This window comes from Actinacidiphila sp. bgisy160 (assembly GCF_057707815.1).
Genome location: NZ_JBYIQW010000036.1, coordinates 61,673 through 80,562, shown reverse-complemented (window position 1 = coordinate 80,562; position 18,890 = coordinate 61,673). Strand labels below are relative to the sequence as shown.

Annotated in this window: 20 protein-coding genes; 7 read left to right on the top strand and 13 right to left on the bottom strand. The window is 73.4% G+C overall.

Going from position 1 to position 18,890, the window contains the following annotated elements:
- Positions 1-432 precede the first annotated feature (432 nt).
- Both AC3EUJ_RS25395 and AC3EUJ_RS25390 read left to right on the top strand, forming a co-directional pair.
- Positions 433-1,185 (top strand): hypothetical protein, encoded by a 753-nt coding sequence (locus tag AC3EUJ_RS25395; protein WP_431965130.1) that lies wholly within the window; start codon positions 433-435, stop codon positions 1,183-1,185.
- On the top strand, positions 1,182-2,021 hold the full coding sequence (locus AC3EUJ_RS25390) for an endonuclease/exonuclease/phosphatase family protein (RefSeq protein WP_431965128.1): 840 nt from the start codon (positions 1,182-1,184) through the stop codon (positions 2,019-2,021). Before AC3EUJ_RS25395 ends, AC3EUJ_RS25390 begins: the two co-directional genes overlap by 4 nt.
- 86 nt (positions 2,022-2,107) lie before the next feature.
- On the opposite strand, the gene AC3EUJ_RS25385 is transcribed toward AC3EUJ_RS25390, so the two are convergent.
- From AC3EUJ_RS25385 to AC3EUJ_RS25370, 4 genes are all read right to left on the bottom strand, one after another.
- Positions 2,108-3,415, bottom strand: a complete 1,308-nt coding sequence (locus tag AC3EUJ_RS25385; RefSeq protein ID WP_431965126.1) for an aspartate aminotransferase family protein — start codon at positions 3,413-3,415, stop codon at positions 2,108-2,110.
- A gap of 8 nt (positions 3,416-3,423) precedes the next feature.
- Positions 3,424-4,269: a nitrilase-related carbon-nitrogen hydrolase gene (locus tag AC3EUJ_RS25380; RefSeq protein ID WP_431965124.1), complete on the bottom strand. Its 846-nt coding sequence runs from the start codon at positions 4,267-4,269 to the stop codon at positions 3,424-3,426.
- Between the two features lie 130 nt (positions 4,270-4,399).
- Positions 4,400-5,857, bottom strand: coding sequence for a hypothetical protein (locus tag AC3EUJ_RS25375; RefSeq protein ID WP_431965122.1), 1,458 nt, complete (start codon positions 5,855-5,857; stop codon positions 4,400-4,402).
- 193 nt (positions 5,858-6,050) lie between these two features.
- Positions 6,051-6,644 carry a CGNR zinc finger domain-containing protein gene (locus AC3EUJ_RS25370; RefSeq protein ID WP_431965120.1) on the bottom strand — a complete coding sequence of 198 codons (594 nt, stop codon included), beginning with the start codon at positions 6,642-6,644 and terminating at the stop codon, positions 6,051-6,053.
- 91 nt (positions 6,645-6,735) lie between these two features.
- Here AC3EUJ_RS25370 and AC3EUJ_RS25365 point away from each other — a divergent pair, with 91 nt between their 5' ends.
- Entirely contained in the window at positions 6,736-7,482 is a 747-nt protein-coding gene (locus tag AC3EUJ_RS25365) for a metallophosphoesterase (protein WP_431965118.1), read from the top strand.
- On the opposite strand, the gene ggt is transcribed toward AC3EUJ_RS25365, so the two are convergent.
- Positions 7,464-9,278 carry a gamma-glutamyltransferase gene (gene ggt / locus AC3EUJ_RS25360; protein WP_431965116.1) on the bottom strand — a complete coding sequence of 605 codons (1,815 nt, stop codon included), beginning with the start codon at positions 9,276-9,278 and terminating at the stop codon, positions 7,464-7,466. The genes AC3EUJ_RS25365 and ggt overlap by 19 nt on opposite strands.
- A gap of 88 nt (positions 9,279-9,366) precedes the next feature.
- On the opposite strand from ggt, the gene AC3EUJ_RS25355 reads away from it, so the two are divergent.
- The gene (locus AC3EUJ_RS25355) at positions 9,367-10,122 is read left to right on the top strand and encodes a hypothetical protein (RefSeq protein ID WP_431965114.1); all 756 of its coding nucleotides are present in this window, start codon (positions 9,367-9,369) and stop codon (positions 10,120-10,122) included.
- Positions 10,123-10,173: 51 nt separating this feature from the next.
- Here the strand turns inward: AC3EUJ_RS25355 and AC3EUJ_RS25350 are convergent, their stop codons facing one another.
- The gene (locus AC3EUJ_RS25350) at positions 10,174-11,076 is read right to left on the bottom strand and encodes an SGNH/GDSL hydrolase family protein (RefSeq protein WP_431965112.1); all 903 of its coding nucleotides are present in this window, start codon (positions 11,074-11,076) and stop codon (positions 10,174-10,176) included.
- 436 nt (positions 11,077-11,512) lie between these two features.
- On the opposite strand from AC3EUJ_RS25350, the gene AC3EUJ_RS25345 reads away from it, so the two are divergent.
- A complete protein-coding gene (locus tag AC3EUJ_RS25345; RefSeq protein WP_431965110.1) occupies positions 11,513-12,058 on the top strand; it encodes a UTRA domain-containing protein in 546 nt (181 codons plus the stop codon).
- 222 nt (positions 12,059-12,280) lie between these two features.
- Here the strand turns inward: AC3EUJ_RS25345 and AC3EUJ_RS25340 are convergent, their stop codons facing one another.
- Both AC3EUJ_RS25340 and AC3EUJ_RS25335 read right to left on the bottom strand, forming a co-directional pair.
- A complete protein-coding gene (locus AC3EUJ_RS25340) occupies positions 12,281-12,565 on the bottom strand; it encodes a TfoX/Sxy family DNA transformation protein (RefSeq protein ID WP_326571765.1) in 285 nt (94 codons plus the stop codon).
- A 29-nt stretch (positions 12,566-12,594) separates the two neighbouring features.
- Complete coding sequence (locus AC3EUJ_RS25335) at positions 12,595-13,116, bottom strand: ATP-binding protein (RefSeq protein ID WP_431965108.1); 522 nt, start codon at positions 13,114-13,116, stop codon at positions 12,595-12,597.
- Positions 13,117-13,256: 140 nt separating this feature from the next.
- Between AC3EUJ_RS25335 and AC3EUJ_RS25330 the strand changes: the two genes are divergently transcribed.
- The gene (locus AC3EUJ_RS25330) at positions 13,257-14,114 is read left to right on the top strand and encodes a helix-turn-helix domain-containing protein (protein WP_431965106.1); all 858 of its coding nucleotides are present in this window, start codon (positions 13,257-13,259) and stop codon (positions 14,112-14,114) included.
- A gap of 31 nt (positions 14,115-14,145) precedes the next feature.
- Here AC3EUJ_RS25330 and AC3EUJ_RS25325 read toward each other — a convergent pair whose 3' ends face one another.
- Together AC3EUJ_RS25325 and AC3EUJ_RS25320 are read right to left on the bottom strand one after the other, a co-directional pair.
- Positions 14,146-14,586 (bottom strand): DUF6278 family protein, encoded by a 441-nt coding sequence (locus AC3EUJ_RS25325; RefSeq protein WP_431965104.1) that lies wholly within the window; start codon positions 14,584-14,586, stop codon positions 14,146-14,148.
- A gap of 5 nt (positions 14,587-14,591) precedes the next feature.
- Positions 14,592-14,930: a cupin domain-containing protein gene (locus AC3EUJ_RS25320; RefSeq protein WP_431965102.1), complete on the bottom strand. Its 339-nt coding sequence runs from the start codon at positions 14,928-14,930 to the stop codon at positions 14,592-14,594.
- A 108-nt stretch (positions 14,931-15,038) separates the two neighbouring features.
- Between AC3EUJ_RS25320 and AC3EUJ_RS25315 the strand changes: the two genes are divergently transcribed.
- Positions 15,039-15,893 (top strand): SMI1/KNR4 family protein, encoded by an 855-nt coding sequence (locus tag AC3EUJ_RS25315; protein ID WP_431965100.1) that lies wholly within the window; start codon positions 15,039-15,041, stop codon positions 15,891-15,893.
- On the opposite strand, the gene AC3EUJ_RS25310 is transcribed toward AC3EUJ_RS25315, so the two are convergent.
- The 3 genes from AC3EUJ_RS25310 to pcaDC all read right to left on the bottom strand — a co-directional run bounded on the left by AC3EUJ_RS25310 (position 15,818) and on the right by pcaDC (position 18,721).
- A complete protein-coding gene (locus AC3EUJ_RS25310) occupies positions 15,818-16,597 on the bottom strand; it encodes an exodeoxyribonuclease III (protein ID WP_431965098.1) in 780 nt (259 codons plus the stop codon). The genes AC3EUJ_RS25315 and AC3EUJ_RS25310 overlap by 76 nt on opposite strands.
- Before the next feature lie 70 nt (positions 16,598-16,667).
- The gene (locus AC3EUJ_RS25305) at positions 16,668-17,315 is read right to left on the bottom strand and encodes an MBL fold metallo-hydrolase (RefSeq protein WP_431965096.1); all 648 of its coding nucleotides are present in this window, start codon (positions 17,313-17,315) and stop codon (positions 16,668-16,670) included.
- Positions 17,316-17,440: 125 nt separating this feature from the next.
- Entirely contained in the window at positions 17,441-18,721 is a 1,281-nt protein-coding gene (gene pcaDC, locus AC3EUJ_RS25300) for a bifunctional 3-oxoadipate enol-lactonase/4-carboxymuconolactone decarboxylase PcaDC (RefSeq protein ID WP_431965094.1), read from the bottom strand.
- Between the last annotated feature and the right edge of the window lie 169 nt (positions 18,722-18,890).

The window sequence follows — 18,890 nt, the reverse complement described above, 5'->3', positions numbered from 1 at the left end:
GGACGCGGTCCAGCCCTGCGCCGGGTCGGAGTCGTGCGACGCGAGGGCGGCGACCCGGCCCCCCTCGACGAGGACGTCGGCGTGGACCTCGTCCGCGGCGGTGACGACCAGTCCGCCCCGGATGACGATGCGGCTCATGCTCCCACTCCTTCCCATGGCTGAGGGGCGGGGTCCCCGGAAACCTCGATGCCATGCCGGAAAGGCTCTACGCACGTAGACCCCGCCATGGTGGAAACGTATGACCGGTCACCCACGGTGGCAATACCGCTGCTCTCCATCGACGGGGACGAAGGCGCCTCCTCCGCATCCCCGTACGGCGAACGCTCACAATATGCCACGAAACGGGTGTGTGGGTCTGTATGCGACGAGATGCGAAATCGCGTTGCCCCGGCCGCGGCGGCACGGCGACGATGGGCGGATGGAGGATCCCGCATGCGCCTGAGGCTGCGTCACTTCCGCCCGCGCACCGGCCCGGTGGAGCACCGCGTCGTGCAGCCGTGGCATCCCCCGCGCCACACGGCGCTCACCGACCCGGCCATGTACGGTTTCCTGGTCGGCGACCACAGCGGGCTCTCGACCCTGGCCGGGCTGTTCTCCTTCGCGGCCTGCTCCCGCCATACCGTCGTCCACGTCCCCCTGCGCGGCGGCGTACCCCTGGACGAGGAGGCGTATCTGGAGGCGGGCGGCGGCCGCGTCGATCTCGTCCTGGTCCACCACTCGCTGGGCCTGCGGGTGAGCGCGTGGCCCCGGCTGCGCCGCCGGCTGACCGGCGGGGTGCCCCTGACGGTCCATACGGACGAGGCACGCACGGCACGCGACGCCGACGCGTGGTGGAAGCGGTACGGTCACGCGGACTCCCGCGACCTGCTGCGGCCGGTCGGCCACGCGCGGACGCTGTTCCTCGTCGGCAGCCGCGGTACGTTCTCCTTCGCCGCCACGCAGTTGGCGCGGGCGGCCGGTCAGGGGCCGCGTCAGAAGGGCGTGGTGAAGGGGCACATGGCCCTGGTCGAACAGCTCACTCCGCTGCTGGAGTCCCGTGACCGCGGGCGCGGGCCCGAGCTCGACGTCGCCTTCAAGGCGTACCCGCCGTATGCCCACTTCCGCAGACCGGGCCGTCCGCGGCGCCGGGACGGCGCCGAGTCGCCCTCCCCCGCCCACGCCGGGCCGCGGGCGGCGCGCCCATGAGGCTTGCGACGTTCAACGTGCTGCACGGCCTGCCGATCAGGGACGGCAGACCGGCCCCCTTCCCCGGCGGTGCCGCCGCCGGGGAGCCGCTCGCGCGGGCCGTCGCGTCCCTGGACGCCGACGTCCTCGCGCTGCAGGAACTCGACCGCTTCCAGGAGCGGTCGGGCCGCGTCGATCAGGCCGCGGCCGCCGCCGCGGCGTCGGGAGCCGGCGAATGGCGCTACGCGTCGGCGGCGCACGGCCGCTCGGTGCCGGGCACCGGGTGGGTGCGCGATCCGGCCGAGCCCGGGATGCGTGTGTACAGGCCGGAGGACGCGGCCCACGGCAACGGCCCGCCGTCGCAAGGGATCGCCCTGGCCACCCGGCTTCCCGTACGGGAGTGGCGGGCCCGGCGGCTGTCCCCCTCGCCCGTGGGGCTGCCGCTGCGGGTGCCCGGGGTCGCCGGGCTCCGGATGATGGCCGACCGGCCACGCTGCGCCCTGGCCGCTGTCCTGGAGGGTGCGCGCGGCCCGTTCACGGTGGTCGCGGTGCACCTTTCGTTCGTCCCCGGCTGGAACGTGGGCCAGTTGGTCGCGGTCCGCCGATGGATCGCCGGCCTGCCCCGGCCCCACCTGCTCCTGGGCGATCTCAACCTGGTGGGCCCGGTGCCGTCGCTGGCGCTGGGCGGGGCCTGGCGGGCACTGGCCCGTACGCGTACCTACCCCTCGCACCGTCCGGTGGTGCAGTTCGACCACGTACTGGCGGCGGGTGTCGGGCCGGCCGCCGTGCGCTCCGCGAGGGCGCCGGCCGTGCCGGTCTCCGATCACCGGCCGCTCGTCGTCGACCTGGAGCTCTGACCGCGGCGGCACGGGGCCGGGGCCCGTGGCCCCGGCCCCGGCCCCGGCCCCGGCGAGCCCATGTGACCCCCATCAGGACACGCCCGTCAGGACAGGCCGTCACCCAGCTCGCTCTGCGCCTGCTTGAGCGCCGACTCCAGGATCGAGGCGCCCTCCTCCGCCTCGGAGACGGTCAGGGAGAGCGGCGGGGCGATGCGCAGCGCGTCGCCTTCCCGGCCGCCCTTGCCGATCAGCAGACCGCCCTCGCGGGCCGCCTCCAGAACCACGCCCGCCGCGGCCGGCGAGGCCAGCTCGACGCCGAGCATCAGTCCGCGGCCGCGCACCTCGCGCACCACCGGGAGCCCGGCGGAGATCGCCTCCAGCCGCGACTTGAGCAGGCCGCCCACGCGCCGGGCATTGCCCTGCAGGTCGTGGTCGAGGAGGTACTGAAGGTTGGCCAGCGCGCCGGCCGTGGTGATGGGGCTGCCGCCGAAGGTGGAGATGGAGTTCGCGGTGAGGCAGTTCATCACCTCGGCGCGGGCGACGACGCCGCCCATGGACAGGCCGTTGCCTACGCCCTTGGCGAAGGTCAGGACATCCGGCGGACCGGAGCCCTCGTGCGCCTGCCAGCCCCAGAAGTGCTCACCGGTCCTGCCCCAGCCGGTCTGCACCTCGTCTGTGATCCAGAGAATGCCGTGCCGGTCCAGGACCCGCTTGAAGGCGGCGAGCAGCCCGTCCGGGCCCGAGGTGAAGCCCCCGACACCCTGGACCGGCTCGGCGATCAGGGCGGCGACCTGGCCGTTGGCCTGGCCGAGCATGTCCTCCAGGTCCGCCACGCACGCGGCCGTGAACTCGGCGTCGGACAGGTGCGCGTACGGGCCGCGGTGGCGGACACCGCCGTGCACGTACAGCGTCTGCAGCGGCGACAGGCTCGTCGGCGACCAGGAGGTGTTGCCGGTGATGCCGATCGCCGAGAAGGAACGGCCGTGGTAGCTGTTGCGCAGCGCCAGGATCTGGTTGGACTTCCGGTAGGTGGTGGCGAGCAGCAGCGCGGTGTCGTTCGCCTCCGTGCCGGAGGTGGTGAAGAAGACCCGGGCGTCGGGGATGCCCGACAGGCGGGCGATGCGCTCGGCGAGGTCGACGGCCTGCGAGCTCAGGTAGAGCGTGGAGGAGTGCAGGATCCGCCCGGCCTGCTCGCGGATCGCGGCGGTGACCTCCGGCAGGGCGTGGGCGGTCATGGTGGTGAGGATGCCGCCGAAGAAGTCGAGGTACTGCCGGCCCTCGGCGTCCCAGACGTGACGACCCTCGCCGTGGGTGATCTCGATGGGCTCCCGGTAGTACGTCGCGAGCCACTGCGGCATCACGGCCCGGTGGCGGGAGTGGAGCGCGGCGTGCGGGTTCTCGGTGATGGTCATGGACGTGTTCACGCCTCCGTCAGGGTGCCGTAGGCGTCAGGGCGGCGGTCCCGGTAGAAGGCCCACTGCTGGCGCACCGCGGGGATCAGGTCGAAGTCCAGGTCACGCACGATCAGTTGCTCCTCCTTGTCGGAGGCGACGTCGCCCACGAACTGGCCGCGCGGGTCGACGAAGTAGGACGTGCCGTAGAAGTCGTTGTCGCCGTAGTCCGGTTCCTGGCCGACCCGGTTGATGGCGGCGACGTAGTACTCGTTGGCGACGGCCGCGGCCGGCTGCTCCAGTTGCCACAGGTACGAGGAGAGCCCGCGGTGGGTCGCCGAGGGGTTGTAGACCAGTTGTGCGCCGGCGAGGCCCAGTGCCCGCCAGCCCTCGGGGAAGTGGCGGTCGTAGCAGATGTAGACGCCGACCTTGCCGACCGCCGTGTCGAAGACCGGCCACCCCAGGTTCCCGGGCTTGAAGTAGTACTTCTCCCAGAAGCCCTTCACCTGCGGGATGTGGTGCTTGCGGTACTTGCCGAGGTATCTGCCGTCGGCGTCGATCACGGCGGCGGTGTTGTAGTAGAAGCCGTCCTGCTCGATCTCGTAGACCGGCACCACTGTCACCATGCCCGTCTCCCGGGCGAGGGCCTGCATGCGCTGCACGGTCGGGCCGTCCGGCACCCGCTCGGCCCAGCGGTAGTTCTCGGGCTCCTGCACCTGGCAGAAGTACGGCGAGTTGAACACCTCCTGGAAGCCGATCACCTGTGCGCCCTGCGCGGCCGCCTCGCGGGCGTGCTCCTCGTGCTTCGCGATCATCGACTCGGTGTCACCGGTCCACGTCGCCTGCACGAGCGCGGCGCGTACGACATTGGGCATGACAGCTCCTTTGACGCGAGGTCACGCCGGAACGGCGGGCGGGTCTACGCACGTAGATCCGGCGCTGGGACGAACGTAAGAGCCCACAGCCCACTGTGGCAATACCGGCGCCGTTACTCAACGAAGCCGATCAGATTTCACGGTCGGGCAGACCCGCTCGGCGCAGTGCGGCGGCCACGTCGCGGCGCTTGGACACCGACACCAGGCCCGCCGCTTCCAGGATCGGGCCGACGAGCCCGGCGCGGTCGTGGGCGATGCCCGCCGCCGTCTCGGGGCTGCGGGCGCGGACGAGGGCGACCAGCAGGCTCAGCGCCGCGTCCCGCCGGCCGGCGTCGAGGAGGGCCCCCGCGGTCGCGGCGACCTCGGCGGAGGGCCGGGCGGCCGCCTGGTGCAGCAGGGCCCTGCAGTCGTCGCCGCGGCCGGCCGAGTCCAGGGCGGTCGCGGCGACCGCCAGACGCTGCGGGGTCTGCGCGGCCAGCTCCCACAGCAGGGTGGCCACGTCCGCGGCCAGCCCCGAGCGCTCCAGAGCGGCCGCGAGCTCGGGGACGTCCTCGGGCGGCCCCGCGAGGGCCTCGCTCATCAGCACGTACGCCTCGCCGGTACGGCCGGTGCGGCGCAGTTCCGCCATGCGCGCCGCGGTCTGCCGCGCGGCCTCCCCGCGGGCGTGCCCCTCCCGGACGTCGGTGCGCCCGCGCGCGGCCTCGTGGGCGGGGGAAGTGTCGTGGCCGTGGGAAGTGTCGTGAGCCGCCGCACCTGCGAAGCGTGCCCCGCGGGGGCCGGGGGTGGCGCCGTCCCGCGGTGTCGCGGCGACGGGCGGCGCGACCACCTCGGCCTCGGGCGCCCCCGCGAAGCGGGCCCCGCCGTACCGGGCTCCGCCGCGGGGGCGTTCCCTGCGTCCGCGGCCGAAGGACCGGTGGGCCGTCCGGTCCTGCGCGGGGGCACCGTCGCCGGGTCCGGGTACGGCGGGCGGGCCGTCGTCTCCCGGCGGCGGGGGCGCCGCCGGGGCGCGGGACGTCGGCGAGCGGCGGGCCGGGTCGGTCTCCGGGCGGAACCACGCGTCGGGCAGGGCGGGGCGGGAGCGGACCGCGTCGATGCGTGCCTGGAGCTCCGCGCAGCGCGCGACGGCCCGTTCGCGGTCGTCGCGAGCCCAGGCGAGCTCGTTGCCGAGGCGCTCCGCCTCGGCGGCGGTGGCGGCGCCGCGCAGAGCGGCGGTGACGTCGCGCTCGTGCAGCACCGCGTACTGGCGTTCCCGGAGTAACGCGTCCAGCCGTGTGCTCAGCGCCACCTCACTGCCCGGTGCGGCGTCGTGGGCGGCGATCGCGGCGGCGTGCAGCCCGCGGGCCAGCTCGGCCGCCTGCTCCGCCGGGAGGGTGCCGCCGGCGGCGGCGACGTCCTGGAGCAGGGCGAGGACGACGTCCCACGGCGGGACGTCGGTGCCGTCGAGCCAGGCACGGACGCCGTCGGGATCGCGTTCGGCGAAGACCGCGTACCAGCCGGGCGTGTCGCCCGCCGCGGCAACGAGGCCCCGGAGGTACCGGGCGAACTCCCCGACCCGCTCGCTGACCTGGCTGCGCGCCCCGCGTTCCACTGTCGCTCCTCCCTGTCCGCCGCCGGGCGGCGCAAGCGTGTGGTCCGCACGGCATTCGACACCCGTCGTGTTACGGGAGCGCTACGGAGAGTTTTCACGCAGGGGGCAGAGGCTGCACGGGCGCTCGCGCCCGGCGCGGAGGCACGGCGGCGCGCCCCTCGGCCGGGATCCGCCGCCGCGGCGCCACTCCCCCTCAGGACTGGGCCGCCTCCGGGTGGTGACGGCGGTAATGGCGGGCGACACGGGCGCGGTTGCCGCAGGACGGCTTGCACCACTCCTGGCGGCCGTGGGACTTGACGAAGTACCGGACGCACCGGGGCGCGGTGCAGGCACGCAGCCGTTCGCGCTCGGGTCCGGCGAGGAAGTCGACGGCGGCACGGGCGAGTTCGGCGACGATCCGGGCGGCGGGATCGGCCGGCTCAGCCCCCGGCTCCAGTCGGGTGACGGGAGCCCGCCCGGCGTCCCACACGAGCCGGGGGGCGACGGGGACCCGCGCGGCGGCGGCATTGAGGTGCGCTAGGGCCTCCCCGGCGGGCATCAGGCGCCGGGCGTCGGCGGAGCTCGGCGGTCCGGGCGCCACGGCGCGGGCGAAGAGGGCCCGTACAGCGCGGCGCAGAGCGAGGACGTCACGGAGGGAGGTGTCGTCCGCGGTGAGGCCGCCGGCCTCGGGCAGGTGCTCGCGGACCCACGCCGTGAGCGCGGAGGCGTCGCCGAGGTCGTCGGTGACGCCTCCGTCGCCGTCGTGCCGGATGGTGCTCACCAGCTCCAGGGCCAGGTAGCGCTCCACGGCACCCCTCCTCTTGTTCGTCCGCCGGCCGCACTCTACCGTTCTAATGGTATAGACGAGGCTAAACATTAGGCTTGGAGGGGAGCGGCCCATGCTGCTGGCTCACATCAGCGATCTGCATCTCGACGGCACCGAACGCTCGACGGAGCGCGCCACCCGCGTCATGGCATACCTGCGCGGGCTCCCGCAGCCGCCGGACGCGCTGCTGGTCACGGGGGACATCGCCGACCACGGCGCGCCCGGCGAGTACGAGGAGGCCGCCCGGATCCTCGAAGCGCCCTTCCCGGTGCTCCCCTGCCCGGGCAACCACGACCGGCGCGCCGCCTACCGCAAGGCGCTGCTGGGCGAGTCCGAGGCGGCTGGACCGGTGAACCGCGCGCACCTCGTGGCCGGGACGACGGTGCTGATGTGCGACTCGACGATCCCGGAGGAGGACGACGGGCTCCTGGACGAGGAGACCCTGGGGTGGCTGTCCGCGACGCTGGACGGGCTGGCCCCTGGCACCCCGGCGCTGGTGGCCTTCCACCACCCGCCCGTCGCGCTCCACCATCCGCTGCCGGACGGCTACCGGCTGGGCCGGTCCGGCGCCCTGGCGGAACTGCTGGCCGCGCACCCCGAGGTGATCGCCCTCCTGACCGGGCACGCGCACACGGCCGCCGCCACCACCTTCGCCGGTCGGCCGCTGATCGCCGCGCCCGGGGTGACGTGGACGCTGCGCATGCCGTGGGAGGGCGAGCCGGACGGCTCGGTGGCCGACCGCTCGGCGCCGCCCGGCGTCGCCTTCCATGTGCTCGACGACGAGCGGCGCCTGACGACCCATTACCGCGTGGTGCTCTGAACCACCATCGCCGAGCCGCCGCCGCGGCGCACCGTCTCGGCGGCGGCGAGCCACCGGCCGTCCGGCAGCCGCTGGACGCCGGTCGTGGCACCGATCTCGCCCGCGTCGGTGAAGCTGTGCCCGATGTCCTTCAGCTCCGCCGCCACATCGCTCGCGAGGAAGGCGGGCTCGACCTGGGTGCTCGCGGCGTTGCGCTGGCTGGCGCGCGGCGCGGCGATCGCGTCCACCAGCGGCATGCCGCGGTCGACGTGCTCGGTCAGCACCTGCAGCACGGTGGTGATGATCGTGGCACCGCCGGGCGAGCCGAGCGCGAAGTCGGCACGGCCGTCCTTCAGCACGATCGTCGGCGACATCGAGGAGCGCGGCCGTTTCCCGGGGCCCGGCAGGTTGGGGTCGTGGACCGAGGCGCCGGCCGGGACGAACGAGAAGTCGGTCAGCTCGTTGTTGAGCAGGAAACCGCGTCCGGGGACGGTGATGGCGCTGCCGCCGGTCTGCTCGATGGTCAGCGTGTAAGCGACGACGTTGCCCCACTTGTCGGCGACCGTGAGGTGGGTGGTGTTCTCACCCTCGTAGGTCGTCGGGGCGGCCTTGCCGCCGTGGGCGCAGCGCGCCGGGTGGTACGGGTCGCCGGGGGCGACCGGGCTGGTCAGCACCGCGTCGTCCTTGATCAGGCAGGCCCGGGAGTCGGCGAACGACTGGGACAGCAGCCCGGCGGTCGGGACCTTCTCCAGGGCCGGGTCGCCGACCCAGCGCCCGCGGTCGGCGAAGGAGATCCGGCTCGCCTCGAGGAAACGGTGCAGGTACCGCGCCTCGGAGAGCCGGGAGAGGCTGCCGGTCCGCTCCAGGATGTTCAGCGCCTCGCCGACCGTGGTGCCGCCGGAGGAGGAGGGGGCCATGCCGTAGACGTCCAGGCCGCGGTACGAGACGCGGGTCGGGGTCTGCGGCTTGGCCTTGTAGGCCTTCAGGTCGGCCGTCGTGAGGTCGCCGGGGCGGACGACCCGGGTCGCGGCCGGGTCCACCGGCGGCTTGCGCACGGTGTTCACGATGTCGGCGCCTATGCCCCCGCTGTAGACGGCGGAGACACCCTTGCGGCCGAGCTCGGCGTAGGTGCGCGCCAGATCGGGGTTCTTGAGGGTGGAGCCGACGGCGGGCGGCTGCCCGCCGGGCAGGAAGAGCGCGGCGGTGGCCGGGAAGTCCTTGAAGCGCGCCTGGTTGGCCTCCGTCTGGCTGCGGAAGGTGGCGTCCACGGTGAAGCCGTCGTGGGCGAGGCGCTCGGCGGGCCTCAGCACGTCGCGCAGGCTGCGGCTGCCCCAGGATCTCAGGGCGGCGTCCCAGGTCGCGGGAGTGCCCGGGACACCGACGCTCAGACCGCTGGTGACGGCGTCGTTGAAGGGGAGGGGCTGACCGTTCTCGACGAAGAGCTGGTCGGTGGCGCTCTTGGGGGCCGTCTCGCGGCCGTCGATGGTGTGGACCTCGCGCTGCTTGGCGTCGTAGTAGACGAAGTAACCGCCGCCGCCGATGCCCGAGGAGTACGGCTCGGTGACGCCCAGGGCGGCCGCGGTGGCGACCGCGGCGTCCACGGCGTTCCCACCGCGCCGCAGCACCTCGATCCCGGCGGCGGAGGCGTCGGCGTCGACGCTGGAGACCGCGCCTCCGTAGCCGACGGCGAGGGGGACCTTCGGCGGTGTGGCGTCCCGGGCCGGGGCATCCACCCCCGGCGGGGCCGCGGCCACCGACAACGCGGCGGTTGCCGTTACGGCGAGCAGCGACAGACTCCGTACAGCGTGACGACGCATACGTGGACCTCCACTGGGGCGACCGTCCGGGCAGCCTAACCCCACCCTGCCTTCCTCGTCAGGAACGCCTCAACTACGATCCCGGCCCATGAGCGACGACGTGCGCAACATCGTCCTGGGACTGGCCGCGAGCGGCTTGAGCGCCGCGCTGGGCTGGTTCGTCCGCACGTACCTGTGGCGGCGCAAGCTGCGGCGCAAACAGCGCTTCTTCGGACTGCCCACCGGCTCGGAGTGCCTGCTGGTGATCAACCGCGACCCGGGCTCGACGCGGGGATGGAGTGTGGCGCGCCATGACGTCTTCGCGCTCATCGAACTGTCCGCGCTGATCAAGGAGTGCGGCGCGCACGCCGAGATCCTTCCCCACGACACCGCCTGGCAAGGCTTCGGCGCGCGCACGGAGTTCTGCATCGGCGGCCCGATATCAAACCACCGCATGGCGGCGCATCTGCGCTCCATGCTGCCCGGTTTCCAGGTCAACGACTTCACCGGTCCCGTGGAGGAGCAGGGCGCGCTGACCGTGGGCGGCGAGACCTACCGCATGGAGAAGGGCAAGGTGGAGTACGTCTTCCTGGCCCGGCTGGCCGCCGACGAGAACACCGGGAACAATCGCCCGGTCTTCCTCGCCTCCGGCCAGCGCGGGGTGACCAACCAGGCCGCCGTGCGCTACCTCGCCCGCCACTACCTGCGGCTGTCCCGCAAGTACGGGGTGGACGGCACCTTCTGCCTGCTGCTGAAGGTTGTCAACTCCGACGCCTACGGACCCGACGTGGTGGAGGTCGTCGCCGACGTCACCCGCGAGGCCAAGACCCCCGCAAGTCCCCCGGTGGCCGTCGCCGCCGAGTGACGGCCCGGTGCCGCGCGAGGGGCCGCGGGGGCACGGGCCCCCGCGGCCCTGTCATATGCGGCCGCGCACGCAGAGCCGGTCCAGGACGGCGCCGGCCATGGCCTTCTCGCCCAGCGCGTTGGGGTGGGCGGGCGCGGCCGGAGCGGCGGGCGTGAGCGGCTCGATCCAGCGGACACCAGGGGCGGTGCACATGTCGTGGCCGACGGTGGCGGTGTAGGTGTCGACATAGGTCGCGTGGGCGGCCCTGGCGCGACGGGCCAGCATGGTGTTGAGCCGCTTCTCGGTGTCCCGGAGGTAGGCGAAGTCCCCGTCCGCGAAGGGCACGGCCGGACGGCAGCCGACGCCGCTGTCGGGGAGCAGGGCCGGGTAGCCGACGACCACGACCCGGGCCCGCGGCGCACGGTGGTGGACGGCGTCCAGCACGGCGTCGATCTTCGGTGCCGTCGCCTCCACGGCGGCCCGCAACTGGTCGGTTCCGCCTGCCATGTAGTGCTTCTCGCAGGGGTTGCCGGTCGGGTCGGAGACGGCGGCGCCGGCACAGGTGCGGATGATGCTGCCGAAGCCGATGTCGTTGCCCCCGATCTGCAGGGTGACCAGGGAGGTGTGCCGGTTCAGGGCATCCAGCTGCGGCGGGTTGCTGCCCTGCGCCTTCCACATCTCGGCGGTGGTGGCCCCGCCGCAGCTGACATCGGTGAGGGTGGTGCCGCTCAGCTGCCGGGTCACCAGCGAGGGGTAGTTCCGGTTCGACCGGGCGCAATTGGCGTCCACCTGGTCGGGAATGAGCGGTCCGGAGGTGTACGAGTCACCGAGCGCGACGTACGCGTCCCGGTGACCGTGGCCTTGATGGTGGCCGTCATGCGTGTGCGCGGTGGCCGGAACCGCGCTCACGGCGGTGAGTACGAGCGCGGCCGACGCCGCGGCCGTTCCCAGGATCGATGCACGTCCGACACCCATCGGGCCCTCCCCCTGTCGACGCTGACGGGTTCAGATTCGGCGCCCCACGTGGCCGAAGTCAATGGATGCGTCGCAAGTTCGCTCGATGGACTGACGTTCCCTCAGCTCCGAGCAATCATTACTGGCGCGTAACATGCGGAGGTATTACCAACGGTGAGCAGCCCTGGTTACTCTCCAGTCACTTTGTCGCGGGGACATCTGGAGCCGCCATGAGAGCGCCTCGCACCACCGCGGGATCGTTTTCCACCGTTCCGCTCGCCGTCACGGCACCGGGCATCGGGGCTCCCGCCGCGCAGGCGACCCCCCTCGCGGAGCCCGACACCACGGTCACCGCCCCCGCCGCCGCGGCCCACGCGACCGGCACCTCCGCCGCTCCCTCCGTCCACTTCATCGACATCACGGGAGCCGGCGGGGTCACCCTCAGGGGGAATGCGGGGTGTTCGTGCTCGACCGTTCCGCCCGCGGGACGCTCGACCGCGGCACCGGAGCCGTGGACTCGCCCTTCGCCACCCGGCTCGTCGGCGACGCCACGACGGTGGACTGGGAGGCCTCGACCGTCACGACGACCGCCCCGCCGGCCATCGCCGAACGGCTGGGCATCGTCAACGGCGACCCGGTGGTGATGACTCGTTACGAGTACCTGGCCGACCGCCGGCCCGTGCAGCTCGCGACCAGTTGGGAACCGCTGGCCATCACCGGCGGCACGGACGTCGCGCACCCCGAGCGCGGCCCCTACGCCCGCCGCGGGGTACGGGGGCGGCTGGCCGCGATCGGGGTCCGTGTCGTGCGGGCCCGCGAGGTCCTGGAGTCGCGGCCCGCCACCGGTTGGGAGGCGCAGACCCTCGGCTGCGCACACGGCCAGTGCGTGACGGCGGTCCAGCGGACGTACTTCGACGCGCACGACCGCGCCGTGGAAACCTCGGACACGGTGATCCGAGCCGACCGCTGGCGGGTGGCCTACAGCATCGACTTCTCGTCCTGACCGGGCGGAGAGACCGCGCCCCGTCCGCCGGTGGTGCGGTGCGGTCGCTAGGGGGTGTCGTCACATGCCCGCCTGCCCCGCGGCGCCTGGCACGGCACCTCGCTGCGTTGTCGAATCGTCCGGGTAGCCCACTACGAGGACGACTCTCCGCCTTGCGATGCACCGCACCAGACACCGCGGGGCCCGCCCTCCGGGCGGCCGGCGCTCATGTGACGACACGCCCTAACGGCCTCCGGCTGCGGCGCCCGCGTGGCCCTCGCCGAGCACCCGGCCGACCAGCGCATCGCGGTCGGCCTTGGGGATGGCGGTCCAGCGGGTACCGCGGATCGCGCCCTCGAGGGCGAGCAGGGTGTGGGTGCAGGCGTCCTCGGGAAGCCCCTCGCGGATCATCGCGAAGGCCCCTCCGGATCCGAGGCGGCGCAGCTCGTCGGCGTCCGGCACGCCGGCGCTGCGGAGGCGCTCGGCCAGGACCGCGCCGATGTTGGGCATCTGCTGCAGGGAGTCCATGCCCCCATCATGCACCTCCCGACGCCCCGTCAGACGGCGATCTCGGCCCAGACACGCTTGCCGCCCGGGAGGAGTTCTGTCCCCCAGCGGTAGGCCAGGGCGGAAACCACCTGCAGACCGCGGGCGCTCCTCGTCGTGTCGGGGACCCGCCCGGTCAGCACCAGGCAGGGCGGAGTGCGGGAGGCGTCGCGGACCGACATGTGCACCAGCGTCAGCCGTCGCGACAGCGTGACGCCCACCCGCCGGCCCCCGGCGTGCCGTACGGCGTTGGAGACGAGTTCGGCGAGCACGATGCTCGCGGTGTCCAGCAGGTGCCCCAGACCCCACGCGTCCAGGGTCGCCGCCAGGATGCGGCGCGCCTGGGCGGGCGCGAGGTCGTCGGCGGGCAGGAAGACCTCGCCCAGCAGGACGGCGGCCAGCGGGGCCGGGACGGGTTCGGCCGCCGGATCGTGGGTATGGAGGGTTTCCAGGGCCGGCTCATGACCCGCGCCGCGGTCGGCACCGGGGGCGACGTGCCAGAACGGGGGCTGTGCGGCCAGTTCATCCCCCATGTGACCACCTCACAGGTGTCGTAGGTGGCGCCGAGCATTCCGGTGAAGCACACGTGCACGCGATACCCCCGCGCTATTCTCACCACGACATACCCGCTGGTAACGCCGGTGGACCGCGCCGGGGTGGACGGGAGTCGTGGATGTCGGAACCGGTTTCCGGTGATGCCGTCGAGATCCCCGCGTGGGCCTGGGAGCGCGAGGAGATACGGGAGGCCCTGCGGGCCCGCGACGCCGGGGCGATCCTGCGGTTCGCGCAGCAGTACGGCGGCGCGAGCCAGTCGCGCATCGCGGCCGCGACGGGGCTGCTGCAGGGCCGGGTCAACGAGATCGTGCGGGGCCGCCGTTCAGTGGTGCGGTTCGACGTGTTCGAGCGAATCGCACAGGGCCTGCGCATGCCGGACCACGCGCGGATGCTCATGGGGCTCGCGCCGCGCCGCCTGCGCTCGTACGGCGTCCGGGACCTGATGGACCATCCGCAGGTCGCGGCGGTCGCGCTGACCAAGCCCGAGGCGGCCGCGGAGATCCGCGAGGTGGCGGCGAGCGCCGACGCGGTGGACGTGGTGGGCGTGCGCGCCCTGGGCCTGGTGGCGCTCGGCGACTCGCTGCTGCGCGGGCCGCTCACCCGCCAGGGCCGGACCGAGGCCGCCCGCATGCGGCTGCTGTTGCTGCACCCGGACAGTCCGGCGGTCGCCCGGATCGCGGAGGAGGTCGGCGAGACTCCGCGCTTCTTCGCGTCGAGCCTGCGCTTCGCGGAGGACATGCTCGCCGCCCTCGCCGAAGAAGGAACGATTCAGCTCGAGGTCTACCGCTACCGCACCACGCCGGTGTGGCGGTTGGTACGCCTCGACGGTGCCACCTTCGTCTCCGTCATCGGACCCCCGGCGGACCCACGGGGCTCGCTGGTCTACCGGCTGTCCACCACTCCGCCCGGCTCACTGCCCTACGGCTTCGACCGCTGGTTCGAGGCCATGCTCGGCGAGGCCGAACGCGTCATCTAGGAAGCAGCGTCACCCGGGAACCGGGCTGCGCTCAGGTCTCGGACGCCTCGGCGTAGACCTGGGACAGCTCCGGGGTGCCGCTCTCCGCCCATTCGTGGCCGGCCTCCACGACGTCGAGTTCGCGGCCCGAGGCCAGCAGGATGACGGGCCGGCCGTTGGGCCAGATCTGCCAGCTCGCGCCGGGCACGGTGCGCACGACGACCGTACCGAGGTAGAGCCCGGCGTCGTTGCCGAGCCAGGACAGTTCGTCAGGGTCGTCGCGCCAGCGCGGCACCAGCTGGTCCAGGCGCTCCAACGAGACGGCCGTGTCGTCCAGTTCCACTCCCTCGGTCCCGGCCCTGGCACGCAGCAACTCGCACTCGGAGAGCAGTTCCACGACTCCTTCCGGGTCCTCGGCGAGGGACTCCGGAACCGCCGCGCCGCGGACCTCGCCGTACCGTTTGCGCCACCTGTCCAGGAAGGAGATGTCCATGAGCATCAGCCTATGGCGTAGGCCTTGCGCAGCGTCTCGTGGACGGTCCATGTCGTGCGGTCTCCTTCGCGCAGGACGCAGACGTCGCCCGGGCCGAGCTCCAGGGTCGCTCCGCCCTCCACCTCGACGGTGGCCCGCCCCCTGACGACCACGAACCTCTCGTCCGCCTCGGTGCCGGTCACCACGCCCGGGGTGATCTGCCAGATCCCCCTCGTACGGGTGCCGTCGGGCGACTGCCACAGCACCTTTCCGGTGACCTCCGGGGAGCCGGAGACGATCTGCCCCGGGTCCAGGGGTTCGGGTTCGAGCCCGGCGGCGGCGATATCGGCGGAGAAGCTCTTCATGGCCGGAGCGTATGCGCGGACGTATGCCAACGGTAACGACACGTTGTATACGTTCCGTTGCCTCACAATACGTGACGTAAGGATGCCCGGCGCGAGAAGGGCCACGCAATGCGGGATGAACGGGAAGCCGGAGCTCGGGCGGCGGCGGACCGCGCCTGGCGGCTGCTGGAGGAGCTGGCGGCGCGGGCCCCGGGGACGGTACGGCTGGCACCCGGCGCGGACGACGCCGAGATCGCGGCGTGGGGCGTGCCCCTGCCCGACGAGGTGCGGCACCTGGTCGGCAGGGTGCGGTCGATCCGCGTCGGCGGCCTCGATGAGTACCGGCTGGCACCGGAACGCGGTCTGCACCCCGGCGGTTGGGCCGTGGGGCCGCCCGGCTCCGCGCACCTGCTCCACGAGTCGGGCGGGAACACGCTCTTCGTCGACGTGGACGGGGGCACCGGAGCCTGGGGCCGGGTGTTCGCCGCGACCGGGGTCTTCCTCGACACCTGGGCGTACGTGGCGCCCTCGCTGGTCGACTGGGTCACCCTGCTGGCCCGGGCCGGGCTCGCGGCCGTGGAGCGCACGGCACCGGAGCCGGGGCCCGAACGGCCGGAGGGGACGGTCCCGGACCACACCGCGGTGCTGGAGCGGCTCGCCGAGACCTCGCACGTCTTCTCCTACCGGCCCGACCTACGGGGCGCACCGGTGGGGCAGACCCGGCCGGACGCCGACCCGGAGCTGGCCGCCGCGCTGGCCGGGCTGCCGGACGACGCCCTGGTGGTGGACCTGCGCGAGGTGACCCATCCGGCCACCTTGCACCTGCCCTGCCCGCCCGGCCTGCGCGGCTACGTCGAGTTCCAGCGCAGGGTCGGCGGGCGCTTCGCGGTGGGCGTCCCCCGGACCGGTCAGACGTCGAGGTCGACCACGACGGGGGCGTGGTCCGAGGCGCCCTTGCCCTTGCGCTCCTCGCGGTCGACGTAGGCGTCGCCGACCGCCTTGGTGAAGGGCTGGTTCGCGTAGACCAGGTCGATCCGCATGCCGCGGTTCTTGGGGAAGGCCAGCTGGCGGTAGTCCCAGTAGGTGTAGGGGCGGTCGTACTTCAGCGGGCGGGGCACCACGTCGCTGAGCCCGGCCTCGCGCAGGCGCGCCAGCGCCTCCCGCTCGGCCGGGGTGACGTGGGTCATCCCCTCGAAGAGGGACGCATCCCACACGTCCTCGTCGGTGGGAGCCACGTTGTAGTCGCCGAGGACCGCGAAGGGGCGATCGCCCGCCGCGTCCTCCGCGATCGCCGCGCGCAGCGCCTCGAACCAGCGCAGCTTGTACGCGTAGTGCTCGTGACCGACCTCGCGGCCGTTGGGCACGTACACCGACCAGACCCGGACCGCGCCGCAGGTCGCCGAGACGGCGCGGGGCTCGTCGACCTCCTCGTAGAGCGGGCCGCCGGGCAGCCCGACGACGACGTCCTCGAGACCCACCTTGGACAGCAGGGCGACGCCGTTCCACCGGCCGGTGGCGTTGACGGCGGTCTCGTAGCCGAGGGCGCGCAGCTCGTCGAACGGGAACTGCGCCTCGGCGCACTTGGTCTCCTGGATGCACAGCACGTCCGGGCTGTTCTTCTCCAGCCAGGCCAGCAGCCGCGGCAGGCGGGCGGTGATCGAGTTGACGTTCCAGGTGGCGATGCGCATGGACCCGAATGTACCGCCCGCCTCCGACAACCGGTCCCGGAGCGTTCCCCGGAGCCGTCCGCGGGGGTCGTCAGCCCAGGTCGGCGCTGTCGCCGGGGGCCATCCTGCCGTGCTCCGCGCCGCCGACGCCGGGCCCGTCGGGGCCGAGCAGCCGGTCGTAGACGGTGCGCGCGATGTCGCTGAGCAGCCCGTCGTGAACGTCGATGGCGCGGGCCGGCTTCACCTCGCGGAGGTAGTCGATGACCTCGGAGACCTTGCTCCAGGGAGCGTGCACCGGCAGCAGCAGCGTCTCGACGGGGCGGCCGGGCACGGTGAGGGCGTCGCCGGGGTGGAAGACGGAGCCGTCGACGAGGTAGCCCACGTTGGTGATGCGCGGGATGTCGGGGTGGATCACGGCGTGCATCTGGCCGTACACCTCGACGTCGAAGCCGGCCGCGCTGAAGGTGTCGCCCTCGCCGACGGTGTGGACCCGGCCCGGGAAGGCGGCCGATACCTGGTCGGCGACGCTCTTCAAAGTCCAGATCTCGGCGGCGGGGTTCGCCTCCAGGGCCGCGCGCAGCTGCTGCTCGCTGAAGTGGTCCGCGTGCTCGTGCGTGATGAGGACCGCCTCCGCACCCGCCGCGGCGTCCGGCTCGGTGAAGGCTCCGGGGTCGATGACGAGCGCGCGCCCGTCCTTCTCCAGGCGGACGCAGGCGTGGCCCCTCTTCGTCAGCTTCATGACTCTCCTCCGGCGCGGTGATCCTTTGCATGACCATCATGGCCGAGGCCGTGCGCACCGCACACGCCGTATCCGGGTGGAGACGCCAATGGGCTGACGGCGCGACCGTGCCGCCGCGCGCGGGCTCACTCCCGCGGCCGAGTCTCCTCCCGGATGACACGTCGCGCCACCGCGAAGGCGGAGGTGGCGGCGGGCACCCCGCAGTAGACGGCGGTGTGCAGCAGCACCTCCTCGATCTCGGCCGGTGTGAGCCCACCGCGCAGCGCGGCCCGGGTGTGCGCGGCCAGTTCGGTGTGGTGGCCGCCGGCGACGAGCGCGGTCAGGGTGATGACGCTGCGGGTGCGCCGGTCGAGCCCCGGCCGGTTCCAGACCTCGCCCCAGACGTAGCGGGTGACGAACTCCTCGAAGCCCCCGGCGGAGTCCTCGGCCTCCTCGGCCGCCCGGTCGACGTGCGCGTCGCCCAGGAGTTCACGCCGGGTGCGGTCGCCCTCGGCGTACGGGTCCGGGCGGCCGGCCGCGGCACCGCCCTGGTACCGCGGCGCGGGCCGCACGGGGGCCGTAGCCGGTACGGGCTCGGGGGCCGAGGGTGCGGGCTGCGCGGGGACGGCGAGGGCGAGGGGCTGCTCGGTCCAGGTGGCCTCGAAGTGGCGTACGAGGAGCTCGCCCACGGCGGCGGGCTGCTCGACCGGCACCAGGTGCGAGGCCCCGGGGACGACCGCGAGCCGCGCGTCGGGTATCCCGGCGACCAGGGCACGGGCGTCGGCGGGCGGTGTCACCTGGTCCTCGGCGCCGCCCACAACCAGCGTCGGCACGGTGATCCGGCCCAGTGCGGCGCGCACGTCGTGGGCGGCCAGCGCCTCGCAGGCGGCGATGTAGCACTCGGGGTCGACGGCACGGGCCATCTGCACGGCCCAGTCCACGATTGCGGCCTGGGCGGCCCGGAAGGCGGGGGCGAACCAGCGTTCGGGGGCGCTCAGGGCGATCTGCTCCAGGCCGTTCGCGCGGACGACCACCCCGAGCTGCCGCCAGGCGTCGGGCGTGCCGAAGCGGGCGGCCGAGGAGACCAGCGCCAGCGAGGCCAGGCGCTGTGGGGCGCGCAGCGCGAGCTGCGTGCCGATGGCGCCACCGAAGGCGCAGCCCGCGTAGCCGAAGCGCTCGACGCCGACCTCGTCCAGGGTGCGCAGCAGTCGGTCGGCGAGGTCGGCGGTGGAGACCGAGGGTTCCACGGGAGCACCGCCGTGCCCTGGGAGGTCGTACCGAAGCACCCTCCACTGCCGGGTCAGCTCGGGTATCTGCCGGTCCCACATGTGCCACGTGGTACCCAGCGAGGGCCCCAGGACCAGGACAGGTGCGGCTTCTGGCCCGTCAAAGCGGTATTGCAGGGTGTTCGGTGGTGTCTCGCTCACCTGTCAGACCCTCTCATCTCCCACTGCTGCCCTTTTACCGGGGGCTGTGAGGATGTGGCCCGGACCAGGGGAAAGACCTTTCGGGCGACGTACGTCTCAAGGCACCGGGCGACCTTGTTTCCGGTCTTCCCCTCCATGACGCGCCGTTCGCAGTAGTCCTGGGTGGGTG

Bases quoted from the DNA above. Each gene is read 5' to 3' on its own strand.
- AC3EUJ_RS25395 (WP_431965130.1), top strand. From the start codon at position 433: ATGCGCCTGAGGCTGCGTCACTTCCGCCCGCGCACCGGCCCGGTGGAG.
- AC3EUJ_RS25390 (WP_431965128.1), top strand. From the start codon at position 1,182: ATGAGGCTTGCGACGTTCAACGTGCTGCACGGCCTGCCGATCAGGGAC.
- AC3EUJ_RS25385 (WP_431965126.1), bottom strand. From the start codon at position 3,415: ATGACCATCACCGAGAACCCGCACGCCGCGCTCCACTCCCGCCACCGG.
- AC3EUJ_RS25380 (WP_431965124.1), bottom strand. From the start codon at position 4,269: ATGCCCAATGTCGTACGCGCCGCGCTCGTGCAGGCGACGTGGACCGGT.
- AC3EUJ_RS25365 (WP_431965118.1), top strand. From the start codon at position 6,736: ATGCTGCTGGCTCACATCAGCGATCTGCATCTCGACGGCACCGAACGC.
- ggt (WP_431965116.1), bottom strand. From the start codon at position 9,278: ATGCGTCGTCACGCTGTACGGAGTCTGTCGCTGCTCGCCGTAACGGCA.
- AC3EUJ_RS25355 (WP_431965114.1), top strand. From the start codon at position 9,367: ATGAGCGACGACGTGCGCAACATCGTCCTGGGACTGGCCGCGAGCGGC.
- AC3EUJ_RS25350 (WP_431965112.1), bottom strand. From the start codon at position 11,076: ATGGGTGTCGGACGTGCATCGATCCTGGGAACGGCCGCGGCGTCGGCC.
- AC3EUJ_RS25340 (WP_326571765.1), bottom strand. From the start codon at position 12,565: ATGGACTCCCTGCAGCAGATGCCCAACATCGGCGCGGTCCTGGCCGAG.
- AC3EUJ_RS25335 (WP_431965108.1), bottom strand. From the start codon at position 13,116: ATGGGGGATGAACTGGCCGCACAGCCCCCGTTCTGGCACGTCGCCCCC.
- AC3EUJ_RS25330 (WP_431965106.1), top strand. From the start codon at position 13,257: ATGTCGGAACCGGTTTCCGGTGATGCCGTCGAGATCCCCGCGTGGGCC.
- AC3EUJ_RS25325 (WP_431965104.1), bottom strand. From the start codon at position 14,586: ATGGACATCTCCTTCCTGGACAGGTGGCGCAAACGGTACGGCGAGGTC.
- AC3EUJ_RS25320 (WP_431965102.1), bottom strand. From the start codon at position 14,930: ATGAAGAGCTTCTCCGCCGATATCGCCGCCGCCGGGCTCGAACCCGAA.
- AC3EUJ_RS25315 (WP_431965100.1), top strand. From the start codon at position 15,039: ATGCGGGATGAACGGGAAGCCGGAGCTCGGGCGGCGGCGGACCGCGCC.
- AC3EUJ_RS25310 (WP_431965098.1), bottom strand. From the start codon at position 16,597: ATGCGCATCGCCACCTGGAACGTCAACTCGATCACCGCCCGCCTGCCG.
- AC3EUJ_RS25305 (WP_431965096.1), bottom strand. From the start codon at position 17,315: ATGAAGCTGACGAAGAGGGGCCACGCCTGCGTCCGCCTGGAGAAGGAC.